The organism is Georgenia sp. Z1491, assembly GCF_057652395.1.
Genome location: NZ_CM172729.1, coordinates 2,120,785 through 2,133,995, shown reverse-complemented (window position 1 = coordinate 2,133,995; position 13,211 = coordinate 2,120,785). Strand labels below are relative to the sequence as shown.

Genomic DNA, 13,211 nt, shown 5'->3' with positions numbered 1-13,211 from the left:
GCCGCGCGTCGCACCGATGCGGCGCGTCAGGTGTGCGATCTCAAGAGGGGGAATCGTGACCAGACGATCAACCGGTAGCCGTTGGCTACCTCGAGCTGCGGGCGCGCTGCTCGCCGGCGTCCTCGTGGCGCCGATGACGCTCAGCGCCGCGAGCGCGAATCCGGATCACCCACCGAGCGATCCGGCCGACCCGCCCCCGGCGGCGCCGGTGCAGGAGGGTGACACCGACTGGAACGACTACGAGCGGATCCTGCTCTCGAAGGACACCGGCGAGCCGATCGACCTGGCTGTGCTCCCGGACTCGCGCGTGCTGCACACCGCGCGCGACGGCGTCGTGCGGCTCACCGACCCGGACACCGGGACGACGAACGAGATCGCACAGCTCGACGTCTACGCCAACTCCGAGGACGGGCTCCAGGGCATCTCGCTCGACCCGAACTTCGAGGAGAACAACCTCGTCTACATGGTCTACGCGCCGCGCGTGATGGACGGCGTCTCGCCGTCGGGCCTCCCGTACCCGGAGACCACGCCGCAGGGCAGTGCTCCCGAGCAGATCGAGGGCTCGGACTCGCTCGAGGAGTGGGAGCAGTGGCTCGGCTACAACGTGCTCTCCCGCTTCGTGTTCGACCCCGAGGCGGGCACGCTCGACCTGGACTCCGAGGAGGAGATCATCCGGATCGAGGCCCAGCGCGGTCAGTGCTGCCACGTCGGCGCCGACATGGCCTGGGACAGCGACGGCAACCTCTACCTGTCCACCGGTGACAACACGCCGGCAGGAACGCCGGGGGCCAACGGGTACACCCCGATCAACAACGCCTCCGGGATGAACCCCGGGCTCGACGCGCGTCGCGGCGCCGGCAGCACGAACGACCTGCGCGGCGCGATCCTGCGGATCGATCCCCTCGAGGAGATCGCCGCGGACGCCGAGGTCGGCCCGGGCACGACGTACGAGATCCCCGAGGGAAACCTGTTCGACACTGGCGAGTACGACCCGGACCTCGTGCGCGAGGAGATCTACGCGATGGGTCTGCGCAACCCGTTCCGGATCGACTACGACCTGGAGACCGACACCCTGATCTGGGCGGACTACGGTCCTGACGCCGGTTCCGCCAGCGACGAGCGCGGCCCGATGGGCTTCGTCGAGTGGCAGATGACCAGCGAACCGCTCAACGGCGGCTGGCCGTACTGCCACGGCCCCAACGACGGTGGCGCGTACAACGAGTGGGACTTCGAGACCAGCACGCCCGGCGAGTTCTTCGACTGCGACGCGGGCCCGGTGAACAACTCGACCTGGAACACGGGTCTGGAGCAGCTCCCGCCGGTGACCGAGCCGCAGATCTGGTACGGCGACAACCCGGGCGACCAGCCCGCGGAGTGGGACGCCCTCGTCACCCTCGGCGGTGGCGGCCAGGCCCCGATGGGTGGCCCGGTCTACCGCTACGACGAGACCAGCGAGTCGACGATCGCGTTCCCCGAGGAGTGGGACGGCACGCCGTTCCTGGCGGAGTTCTCGCAGGACTACGTCGTGTCCTTCGGGGTCGACGAGCTCGGCTCGAACGGCTCGGTCACGAGCATCTCCGACTTCCTGCCGAACGCCCACCTGGAGACCGCCAACATGCCGGTCTGGAACGGTGTGATGGACATGGAGTTCGGACCGGACGGCGCGCTGTACGTCCTGGACTACGGCGACGGCTTCTTCCGGCAGAACCCGGGCGCCGGCCTGTACCGCGTGGACTACGCGCCGGACAACAAGACGCCGCAGGCACGCTTCACCGCCGACCCGGTCGCCAGCAGCGAGGCTCCGCTCGACGTGGCCTTCGACGCCTCGGAGTCGCGTGACCCCGAGGGCGGTGACCTGACCTACGAGTGGGACTTCGACGGCGACGGCGAGTTCGACGCCGAGGGCGTCCAGGTCACGCACACGTTCGCCGAGCTCGGACAGGTCCACGTCACCCTGAGGGTGACGGACCCCGAGGGCAAGGTCGGTCTGGCCAACACCCCGATCACCGTCGGCAACACCGCGCCGGAGGTCTCGCTGTCCGTGCCGGACGGCGCGATCTTCGACTGGGGCGACGACATCCCGATGAGCGTCTCGGTGACCGACGCCGAGGACGGCGACACGCCGGAGTGCGGCCGCGTCGCATGGACGTTCGGTCTGGGCCACAACGAGCACGCCCACCCGGAGGTCAGCGGCAACGGCTGCGACTTCACCATCGAGACGAACGAGTCCGCCGTCGAGCACGGTGAGGGCGAGAAGATCTACGGCACCCTCGTGGTGACGTACACCGACGAGCCCCAGGGCGAGGTCCCGGCCACCACCGGCGAGGCCACGCTCATCACCAAGCCCGAGGTCCAGCAGGGCGAGTGGTACAACTCCCAGGAGGGCATCGAGGTCGCGAACGACCCCGGCGCCAGCGCGGGCTCCTACGTCACCTCGTTCGACGAGGGCGACCACATCGCGTTCCAGCCGATCGCGTTCACCCACGCAGCGACGGGCGAGCCGATCGACACCGTCGCAGCACAGGCGTCCGGCGAGGGCACCCTGGCACTGCGCTGGAACGACGTCGCGGCCGACCCGTTCGCCGAGATCGAGATCTCCGGCGGCGACGGCTGGCAGGAGGTGGCCACGACGCTCGAGACGATCCCTGAGGGCTCCGGCACCGTCTACGTCACCTCAACCGGTGGCGTCGACCTCGACTTCCTCCACTTCACGGCGTCCGGCGGGGGCGAGGAGCCCGCACCGGAGCCGCCGGTCTGCGAGGACCCGGACGCGGAGATCTCGGCTGACGACGAGTTCGACGGAACGGTCGTCGACACGTGCCGGTGGGACATCATCAACTACGACCCCGAGCTCGCCACGGTCGCGGACGGTGCCTACAACGTCACCACCACCGACGCCGACTTCTACGCCGGCGACAACTCGCCCGTGCCGAACATCCTGCAGAACCGGGTGCTCACGGGGGACCAGTGGACGGTCGAGACGACGTTCAGCGCCGACCTGGGCAGCGCCTACCAGCAGGGCGGGATCATCGTCTACGGGGACGAGGACAACTACGTCAAGCTCGACCCCGTCTACGCCACCAACGGCAGCGACACCCCGCTGCGGGTCGAGCTCCGCAGCGAGGTGGGCGGCGAGATCCAGAACCCGCAGGACGACCTCACCGACCTGCCACTGTCCGACGAGTACCACGTCCGGCTCACCCGGGACGGAGACACCTTCACGGGTGCCTTCTCGACCGACGGTGAGACCTGGCAGGACTTGCCCAGCGCGGTGACCAACGACCAGGTCGGCGACGCCGGCCCGGGCATCTATGCCCTCGGTGCGCAGCAGGCGGAGCCCACGACCGTGAGCTTCGACCACTTCCGGGTGGTCGGCGACGACCCGGAGCCCCCGGTCTGCGAGCCTGTCGAGGTCGAGGAGGGCTACACCCCGCTCTTCGACGGGACCCAGGCGAGCCTGGACGCCTGGAACATGGCCGGCCCCGGCAGCTTCGAGCTGCAGGAGGACTGCACCGCCCTCACCACGGGCGGGATGGGCCTCCTGTGGTTCCCCGAGGAGTTCGACGCCTACAGCCTCCGGCTGGACTGGATGATGGCGGGCGACGACAACTCGGGCGTGTTCGTCGGGTTCCCGGAGCCCGGTGACGACCCGTGGGTCGCCGTGAACGAGGGCTACGAGATCCAGATCGACGCCACCGACGAGCCCGACCGCACCACCGGCGCGATCTACACGTTCCAGGGCGCCGACGAGGCGGCCAGGGACGAGGCGCTCAACCCGCCGGGGGAGTGGAACGCGTACGAGATCGTCGTCGACGACCCGATGATCGAGGTCTACCTCAACGACGTCCTCATCAACGAGTTCGAGTCGACCGACCCGGCACGTGACCTCAGCTCCGGCTACATCGGGCTGCAGAACCACGGTGACGGCGACGACGTCTCGTTCCGCAACGTCCGTATCGCCGAGCTGGACGACGAGGAGCCGCCGGTGGAGCCGGAGCCTGTTCCGCCGACGCCGGGTCGTGGGTTCTACCTCAACGACGGGTGGGGGATCTGGGCGGACCACGAGTTCAGCTTCGGTCGCCCGGGTGACGAGGTCCTGGTCGGTGACTGGGACGGCGACGGGTCGGACACGCTCGCGGTGCGCCGCGGGAACGCGTACTTCCTGTCCAACAACCTCTACGGGGGTAACGCGGACGTGGAGCTGACCTTTGGTCGCGCGTCGGACACGGTGCTGGTGGGTGACTGGGACGGCGACGGCAGCGATTCGTTCGCGGTGCGTCGCGGGAACAGCTACTTCCTCACGAACTCGCTCTCTGGTGGGAATGCGGAGGCCGAGCTGGACTACGGCCGCGCGGACGACCAGGTCCTGGTCGGTGACTACGACGCGGACGGTGCGGACTCGTTCGCGGTGCGTCGTGGGAACACCTACTACGTCTCCAACAGCCTGAACTCGGGCTGGGCGGATGCGGAGTTCGACTACGGACAGGCGTCCGACGACGTGCTGGTGGGGGACTGGGACGGTGACGGGGCGGACACGTTCGCCTCGCGTCGCGGGAACCTGTACCTGGTGTCGAACTCGCTGACTGGTGGGTGGGCCGACATCGAGGTCCGCTACGGCCGGGCCGGCGATGAGGTCTTCGTCGGTGACTGGAACGGCGACGGCTCCGACACCCTCGGAGTCCGCCGCTGACCAGCAACCTGATGCCGATCATCGGCGAGTGAGCGGACTTCCGCTCCACCACTGAGCGGACTTCTGCTCACCAACGGGCGGGCCTCGCACCCTGATGGGTGCGGGGCCCGCCCTTCGCCGTCGTCATAGTCGGCGTCGGCTCGGTTAGTGCGGTGAGGCAGTCGGATAACGACCGAGGCAGTCGACCCAGGGGACTGCCTCGATGGCTACCTGATTGACTCGGCAACGACGCCACGGCACTGGCGGGGGAGAGGCGTCGACCGAGACCTGGCACACCACTTCTTTTTTGCCTGAGCGAAACCCCTGTTGCTTTGGTCTTCATGGTGATTGGATGGACAGACCCGCGGCGGAGCGGCGCCTCGACCCGAGGACGGGAAGGTGCGTGCGCTGCGCCGCGGACCGGCCGAGGGGCGTGAGGCGGAGTGGCCGCCGCCCTCGGGCACAGGTGCCGTGACGGTACGGCCAGACAGGTATGCGAGCTCAAGGAGGAATCGTGACCAGACGAGGACCAGGTAGCCGTTGGCTACCCCGAGCGGTGGGAGCAGCGTTCGCCAGCGCACTCGTGCTGCCGATGGCGCTCAGCGCGGCGAGTGCCTCGCCCGCCGAGCCCGAGCCGGCGGACGCCCCCGCGCAGGCCGAGCACGAGTTGATCCCGGTGGAGGATGTGTCGATCCAGATGTTCTCGCTGATCCCGTGGGTGGGGGATGCGGGTCTGGAGCCGGTGCTGGGGCGCCTGTCGGAGATCGGTTTCGAGAACATCGAGCCGTTCGGTGGCACCTTCGGTGACTACACGGCAGAGGAGTTCCGTGAGCTGACGGACGGTCTGGGTCTGAACGTTCCCTCGTCGCACTACAACACAGACGAGGACACCTTCGACGAGACGCTGGAGTTCGTCGAGACCGTGGGGCAGGAGTACGTCGGGTCCGGTGGGTTCGCCTCTCCCGGCATCGACTCCTACGAGGACACTCTGGCGACGGCTGAGGCGATGAACCGTCTCGGGCAGCGGTCGGTCGAGGCCGGGGTCGGGAAGTTCTTCGGGCACAACCACGACGGCGAGTTCACCACCACCTACACGCACAACGGCGTGGAGATGTCGGCCTGGGAGATCCTCGTCGCCGAGACCAACCCCGAGTATGTGACGTTCGAGCTCGACATCGCATGGGCCGCCCACGCGGGCATCGACGTTGCCGACCTGATCGAGGAGCACGGGGAACGCATCGAGCTCCTGCACATCAAGGACGCCACCAACGTCGCAGGTGAGGGTCGCCCGACGTTCACCAACCTCGGTGAGGGAGAGGTCGACCTGCCGGGCATCATCGCTGCCGCGCAGGAGCACGCGCCCGTGGCGTACTACGTGCTCGAGTACGACATGGCACCCGAGGGCGAGGACTTCGTGACCACCGGGTTCGAGTACCTCACCGGCCAGGAAGCCGGCGAGCCCGCACCGCCCGAGCCTGAGCTGATTCCGGTGGAGGATGTGTCGATCCAGATGTTCTCGCTGACCCCGTGGGTGGGCGATGTGGGCCTGGAGCCGGTGCTGGGACGCCTGGCCGAGATCGGTTTCGAGAACATCGAGCCTTTCGGTGGCACCTTCGGTGACTACACGGCAGAGGAGTTCCGTGAGCTCACGGACGGCCTGGGTCTGAGCGTGCCGTCGTCGCACTACAACACCGACGAGGCGTCCTTCGACGAGACGCTCGAGTTCGTCGAGACCGTGGGTCAGGAGTACGTCGGCTCGGGCGGGTTCGCCTCCCCGGGCATCGACTCCTACGAGGACACCCTGGCCACGGCTGAGGCGATGAACCGACTCGGTCAGCGCTCGGTGGACGCCGGGGTCGGCAAGTTCTTCGGGCACAACCACGACGGCGAGTTCACCACCACCTACGAGCACGACGGTGTGGAGATGTCGGCCTGGGAGATCCTGGTCGCCGAGACCGACCCGGAGCTCGTGACGTTCGAGCTCGACGTGGCCTGGGCCGCGCATGCCGGCGTCGATGTTCCGGCGCTGATCGAGGAGCACGGGGACCGCATCGAGCTCCTGCACATCAAGGACGCCACCAACGTCGGCGGCGAGGGCCGTCCGACGTTCACCAACCTCGGTGAGGGAGAGGTCGACCTGCCGGGCATCATCGCTGCCGCGCAGGAGCACGCGCCCGTGGCGTACTACGTGCTCGAGTACGACGTGGCGGCCGACGGCGAGGACTTCGTGACCACCGGGTTCGAGTACCTCACCGGCCAGGAAGCCGGCCAGCCCGAACCCCCGGTGGAGCCGGAGCCGGTGCCGCCGACGCCGGGTCGCGGGTTCTACCTCAACGACGGCTGGGACATCTGGGCGGACCACGAGTTCTCCTTCGGTCGTCCCGGTGACGACGTCCTCGTCGGTGACTGGGACGGTGACGGGTCCGACACGCTTGCGGTCCGCCGCGGGAACGCCTACTACCTGTCGAACAACCTCTACGGCGGGAACGCGGACGTCGAGCTGACCTACGGACGGGCCTCCGACGAGGTCCTGGTCGGCGACTGGGACGGCGACGGCGTCGACACCTTCGCGGTGCGTCGCGGCAACGCCTACTTCCTGTCCAACAGCCTCACCTCGGGCTGGGCCGAGACCGAGCTGAACTACGGCCGCTCGGGCGACACGGTCCTGGTCGGCGACTGGAACGCTGACGGCGTCGACACCTTCGCGGTGCGTCGCGGCAACAGCTACTTCCTGTCCAACAGCCTCACCTCGGGCTGGGCGGACGCCGAGCTCGACTACGGCCACGCCTCGGACGAGGTGTACGTCGGTGACTGGGACGGCAACGGCACGGACACGTTCGCCGTGCGTCGCGCGAACTCGTTCTTCGTCAACAACTCGCTGACGTCGACGAACGCCGACATCGAGCTCGACTACGGTCGGGCCTCCGACGAGGTCTTCGTCGGTGACTGGAACGGCGACGGCGTCGACACCCTGGGTGTGCGCCGCTGATCCATCAGCACGGCCGTGGGGCCCGTCGAGCATCAGCTCGGCGGGCCCCACGTCGTTCTCAGTGCCATGTCGTGGTCGGCTCCCGGCTCACGGACGACCCTCAGCACCGCTCTCGGCGCAGCACCCCACGATCCGATAATGTACATTATGTCATTCTGGCCTCTGCGTATTGCATCAGATGAATCACCGGGGTCCCCCGCTCGGCAGCCGGTGCACCTCGCCGGCTGTACACGTCTGACCTGCATGAACGCTGCTTGCGACGCGCTTCGGCTGGTGGATGCGACTCGTCGCGGAACTCCGGCAGTTGTCTGGTGGAGCTCCGATGGCTGGCCCTTGACCTGCAGGAGCATCCGAGTAGTCTCAACAGATGCATCATTGAATCACTAGGTGTAACCACCGATCGGGGGTGTTGTGATGCAGGTGGATGGCGCGGGTCGGGTCCAGCTGGTGCCGGCGCTGCCGGTGCTGCGGCCCGAGGAGCGCGTGTTCGAGCTGATGCTGGACGGCTGGCGGAATCAGCAGCTCTCGCGCAACCTGCAGTTCGCCACGATCGATCAGCGTGTGCGGTGCGTGCGAAGGTTCGTCGCGCACATGAACGAGGAACCGTGGCGCTGGACGCAGGCGACGGTCGAGGAGTTCTCGGCCGACCTACGCACCGTCCGGCACGTCTCGCACTCCACGCTGCGCAGCTACCACTGCGCGTTGCGCGCGTTCACGAGCTACGTGTGCAACCCGGACTACGGCTGGGACCGGGTCTGCGAGGAGTACTTCGGTACCCACCCGGCGCAGGTTTTCTTCGACTGGAACACCGCTCCTCACGTCCAGGAGGGGCGTGTCAGATGGTTTGTGTAAGGGGTGGGGTCAGCGTTCGAAGGAGAACATGCTGTGACCATGACCAAGGAGAGTCCGGAGCGTGCGGAACGCAGACGGCGGCAGAAGGAGATCGCGGACGGTCTGAAGGGCTCTGGAGCGTTGGACGACATCTTCGCCAAGATCGATGCCGGCGAGCCGCTCACGGGTGAGCAGGGCCTGCTCGGCGGGATGCTCAAGGCCGCGCTCGAGCGGGGTCTGGGTGCCGAGCTGACCGAGCACGTGGGCTACGACCGTGGCGACGCGGACGCTGCCGAGCACCCGAACTCGCGTAACGGGACCAGCCCGAAGACCGTGGCGACCCAGATCGGGGACGTCGATCTGGCCGTCCCCCGGGACCGGGACGGGACGTTCACGCCGATGCTGGTGCCCAAGGGGCAGCGCCGTCTCGATGGCCTGGACGGCATGATCATCAGCCTCTACGCAGGCGGGATGACGTTGCGGGACGTCGAGCACCACCTCGCGACCACGATCGGCACCGAGATCAGTTACGAGACGATCTCCAAGGTCGTGGACCAGATCAGCGAGGAGGTCCTGGCCTGGCAGCACCGCCCGTTGGAGGCGCTGTATCCGGTGATCTACCTCGACGCGATCGTGGTCAAGATCCGCGATGGCGGACACGTGCGCAACAGGTCCGCCCATCTCGCCATCGGCGTCGACATGGACGGGATCAAGCACGTCCTGGGTATCTGGGTCCAGGCCAGCGAGGGAGCGAAGTTCTGGGCCGGCGTCTGCGCCGAGCTGGCCAACAGGGGCGTGCGTGACGTGCTGATCGTGTGCTGCGACGGGCTCACGGGGTTCCCCGAGGCCGTCGAAGCGACCTGGCCCCAGGCGACCGTGCAGACCTGCGTGGTCCACCTGATCCGGGCCGCGACGAGGTTCGTGAACTACAAGGACCGTAAGGCTCTGACGGCCGCGCTGCGGCCGATATACCAGGCGCCCAGCGCTGAGGCCGCCCTGGAGGTGCTGGAGGCCTTCGAGGCCAGCGAGCTCGGCCGTCGCTACCCCTCGGCGGTCAAGACGTTCCGCGCCGCGTGGGAGCGGTTCACCCCGTTCCTGGCGTTCCCGCCCGAACTCAGGCGGGTCATCTACACGACCAACGCGATCGAGTCGCTGAACTACCAGCTCCGCAAGGTCACCAAGAACCGGGGCCATTTCCCCAACGACGCCGCGGCAGTGAAGCTGCTGTGGCTGGCGATCTGCAACATCGAGGACAAAAGAGCGCGCGAGCGAGCCAAGGAACGAGGACGACCCGCCGCCGAGCGACGAGCCTCGGGCCGGCTCGTCGAGGGCGCTGTCACCACGAACTGGAAGACGGCCCTCCAACAGCTCTCACTGGTCTACCCCGACCGAATCAACCCCCACCTCTGACCCGGCCCCCTTACACAGACAACTTGACAGGCTCTCCAGGGTTCGACGCGCGTCCGCACAAGCGTCCGTACACGAGGGCCGAGCTCGACACCCTGTTCCTCCACGCCGATGACGAGGTCGAGCGCGTGGGCAGGTCCGGTAGGAAGGGTTGGCAGTCGGCCTATCGAGACTCGGTGATGATGAAGATCGCCTATGCCTACGGGCTGCGGTTCAACGAGCTGCGGCACCTGCAGACGGTCGACTTCGCGCGCAACCCGCATGCTCGTGAGTTCGGCAGGTTCGGCGTGTGCAAGGTCCGCTACGGCAAGTCCAAGCGGTCCTCCCCGAACAAGCCGCGCAGCGTGCTGACCGTGTGGCGGTGGACACCCGGGATCCTCGAGGACTGGCTCGCCAACGGTCGCGGCGAGCCAGACACGCTCGATCTGTTCCCCAGCGAACGGGGCGGGCTCGTCGCGGAGTCCACCCTCCTGCGACGGCTGCGTCGCTACTGCGACGAGCTCGGGCTGTCTGACGGGCTCGATCTGCACTCGTTCCGTCGCTCCTATGCCACCCACCTGCTCGAGGCCGGCTGGGACCCGCGGTTCGTCCAGGACCAGATGGGACACGAGTACGCCTCGACCACCGGGATCTACCAGTTCGTCGGCGACGAGTTCCGCCACAGCACGCTCCGCAGCGTCCTGGACCGGACCGTCAACGAGGCATTGGCCCGCACGACAACGGAGGGAGCACCATGAAGCGCCAGGTCGACTACCGGTGGCGCCTCGCCGAGCTGATGGCGGCCAGGGGCCTGCACAACACCACGGAGCTGATCCCTCTGCTCAACGAGCGTGACATCACGCTCTCACGGCCACAGGTCTACCGGCTCGTGAATCAACGACCCGAGCGGATCTCGCTCCAAGTCCTCGCCGCACTGTGCGACATCTTCGACTGCACGCCCGCGGACCTGGTCACCACCACCGCCACCGACGCCCGTCGACGCAAGGCGGCATCCGATGCCCCCGCCAACGTCGTATCGCTCGACCGCACCGTCCGGCCCCGACGCGCGCACATCCTTGACGAGTAGGACTCGGCTCGATGACGTACCCGGCGCCAGTCGGCCTCTCCCCTCGTTCCACGACGCGCGGGCGCCCCCGCACCATTGGTGCCCGCGAGGACCCGTGCGCGAGGTGCGGCCGGGACATCCCGCGCCTCGCAGCGCGCTGGCCAGAGGGCCGACTCTGCTTCACCTGCTACTACGCCGCCGTCCACAACCACGGCACCTGCCCCCGGTGCCACCAGGAGCGCCTGCTCCCCGGACCGGAAAACTCGGACGGCGATCCGATCTGCTCAACGTGTGCCGAGATCCCCTACGACTTCCACTGCGAGCGGTGCGGCACCGAAGCCGGCCACCACCGCGGCCGACTCTGCGCCCGCTGCGCCCTACGCGACGACCTCCGACAACTGATCGGCGGGGAGCCCGCTCACCCTGTACTACGCGGACTCCTCGACGCGCTCTGCGCCGCGGAGAGGCCCGAGTCCATCATCGTCTGGAAGCGCTCCCCCAAGGTCCAGACGCTGCTGCGGCACCTGGGCGACGGGACCATCGAGCTCTCCCACGACGGTCTCGACAGCGTCCCGGGGAGACCTACAGAGCACCTCCGGGCGTTGCTTGAGCACCACGGTCTGCTCCCCTGGCGGGATCCCTACCTGCATCGCTTCGAGACGTGGATCGCCACCAAGCTCGAGGGACTACCACTCGGGGTCCGCCAACCCGTCCAGCACTTCGCGATCTGGCACCACCTACGCAGTGTCCGCGCCAAGTCGCAGGCCGGTAGCGATACCCGCGGGCCAGTGCATTCCGCGAAGCAGGAGATCACCGAGACCGCCAAGTTCCTGACCTCGCTGCACGAGACGCACCACCGGACCGCGGCCACCTGCACCCAGCAGGACGTCGACGAGTGGATGGCCACCGGGCCGACGACTCGGACCATGATCCGGAATTTCTTCATGATTGTGTCCCGCGTCAAGTAGTTGGCAGGGATTTGATGGTTTGAAAGGTCGGGTCTGCTGAGGGTTCGGTTGACTTCCTGACTGCTCTGCGGAGCGGAGAGGATGGTCCTCGTGCCGAAGATCTACTCAGAAGAGCTCAAGGCCAGCGCGTTGGAGCTGCTGGATCAGGGAATGACTCAGAAGCAGGTCTGTCACGACCTCGGGATGTCGAAGTCGGCGCTGCAGGCCTGGGTCAACGAGTCTCGCCTGCGAGAACGCGGCTTCGAGCCAGCTCGCGGGCAGAGCGCCGGGGACGGTGGTGAGCAGACGCGGATGCTGAAACGGATCCGGGAGCTGGAGCAGGAGAACGAGGTCCTGCGCAAGGCGACCGCGTATCTCTCGCGGGCCAATCTCGGTCCTGGGCAGTCGCGCCCAAAATGATCTACCCGCTGGTCCTTGACCTTGCTGCTGCCGGAATCCCGGTCGCGGTGACCTGCCGGGTGCTCGGCTTCTCCAAGCAGGGGTTCTACCAGTGGCGCGCGAACCCTGTCAGTGCTCGGGACGTCGACGAGGCGTATCTGCTCAATGCGGCCTACGACATCCACGCCGACGATCCGGAGTTCGGGCACCGGTTCATCGCCGACGAGCTCCAGGCCGCCGGTCACGTGGTCTCGGAGCGGCGCGTATGGCGGCTGTGCTCCCAGCAGCGGCTCTTCTCTGCCACAGTGCGACGGAAGAAGCGCTACGGCAGGCCCGGCCCGCCGGTATGCGATGACCTGCTCGAGCGGGACTTCACCGCCGAGAGCGTCAATGCGAAGTGGTTGACCGATATCACCGAGCATCGCACCGGTGAGGGCAAGGTCTACCTCTGTGCCGTCAAGGACGCCTGCTCGGGGAGAATCGTCGGCTACGCCCTCGATGCCCGCATGACATCCGACCTGGCCGTAGCAGCCGTACGAGACGCGGTCGCGCGCCGCCAGGGAGCGGCCGCGGTGGCTGGCTGCATCGTCCACAGTGACAGAGGCTCGCAGTTTCGTTCCCGGAAATTTCAGCTCGCTCTCAAGCATCGCGGCCTCATCGGTTCCATGGGCCGGGTCGGGGCTGCCGGGGACAACGCGGCGATGGAAAGCTTCTTCGCCACGCTGCAGAACAACGTGCTCGACCGGAAGCGATGGGCCACCCGCGACGAGCTCCGGCTCGCGATCGTGCACTGGATCGAACGGACCTACCACCGTCGCCGACGGCAACGTCGACTCGGCAAGCTCACTCCGGTTGAATACGAACTCGTCCACCACCAGGCCGTCGCGCTGGCGGCCTAACCCCGAAGTCAACGAAACCTTCAGC

General features: G+C 67.6%; 6 protein-coding genes and 2 pseudogenes. All 8 read left to right on the top strand.

Annotation, left to right across the window (positions count from 1 at the left end; translation table 11 throughout):
• Positions 1 to 133 precede the first annotated feature (133 nt).
• On the top strand, positions 134 to 4,690 hold the full coding sequence (locus AC24HA_RS09875) for a 3-keto-alpha-glucoside-1,2-lyase-like domain-containing protein (protein ID WP_487563628.1): 4,557 nt from the start codon (positions 134 to 136) through the stop codon (positions 4,688 to 4,690).
• Positions 4,691 to 5,225: 535 nt separating this feature from the next.
• Positions 5,226 to 7,658 carry a sugar phosphate isomerase/epimerase family protein gene (locus AC24HA_RS09870; RefSeq protein WP_425709430.1) on the top strand — a complete coding sequence of 811 codons (2,433 nt, stop codon included), beginning with the start codon at positions 5,226 to 5,228 and terminating at the stop codon, positions 7,656 to 7,658.
• Between the two features lie 414 nt (positions 7,659 to 8,072).
• Positions 8,073 to 8,486, top strand: a pseudogene (locus AC24HA_RS09865) (phage integrase N-terminal SAM-like domain-containing protein); the annotation flags it as partial.
• A 63-nt stretch (positions 8,487 to 8,549) separates the two neighbouring features.
• Positions 8,550 to 9,899 (top strand): IS256 family transposase, encoded by a 1,350-nt coding sequence (locus AC24HA_RS09860; protein WP_463649307.1) that lies wholly within the window; start codon positions 8,550 to 8,552, stop codon positions 9,897 to 9,899.
• Between the two features lie 44 nt (positions 9,900 to 9,943).
• Positions 9,944 to 10,633, top strand: a pseudogene (locus AC24HA_RS09855) (tyrosine-type recombinase/integrase); the annotation flags it as partial.
• Complete coding sequence (locus AC24HA_RS09850) at positions 10,630 to 10,962, top strand: helix-turn-helix domain-containing protein (RefSeq protein ID WP_425710296.1); 333 nt, start codon at positions 10,630 to 10,632, stop codon at positions 10,960 to 10,962. The pseudogene AC24HA_RS09855 and the gene AC24HA_RS09850, both read left to right, overlap by 4 nt.
• Before the next feature lie 11 nt (positions 10,963 to 10,973).
• Positions 10,974 to 11,909, top strand: a complete 936-nt coding sequence (locus AC24HA_RS09845) for a hypothetical protein (RefSeq protein WP_425710295.1) — start codon at positions 10,974 to 10,976, stop codon at positions 11,907 to 11,909.
• 90 nt (positions 11,910 to 11,999) lie between these two features.
• A protein-coding gene (locus AC24HA_RS09840) for an IS3 family transposase (RefSeq protein WP_425708379.1) occupies positions 12,000 to 13,186 on the top strand; the annotation gives its coding sequence in 2 pieces (ribosomal slippage) (positions 12,000 to 12,279 and positions 12,279 to 13,186; 1,188 coding nt in all).
• The last annotated feature ends 25 nt before the right edge of the window (positions 13,187 to 13,211 follow it).

What these genes read in the sequence shown, in the direction of transcription:
- AC24HA_RS09875 (WP_487563628.1), top strand. Translation starts at nt 134, where the DNA reads ATGACGCTCAGCGCCGCGAGCGCGAATCCGGATCACCCACCGAGCGAT.
- AC24HA_RS09860 (WP_463649307.1), top strand. Translation starts at nt 8,550, where the DNA reads ATGACCAAGGAGAGTCCGGAGCGTGCGGAACGCAGACGGCGGCAGAAG.
- AC24HA_RS09850 (WP_425710296.1), top strand. Translation starts at nt 10,630, where the DNA reads ATGAAGCGCCAGGTCGACTACCGGTGGCGCCTCGCCGAGCTGATGGCG.
- AC24HA_RS09845 (WP_425710295.1), top strand. Translation starts at nt 10,974, where the DNA reads ATGACGTACCCGGCGCCAGTCGGCCTCTCCCCTCGTTCCACGACGCGC.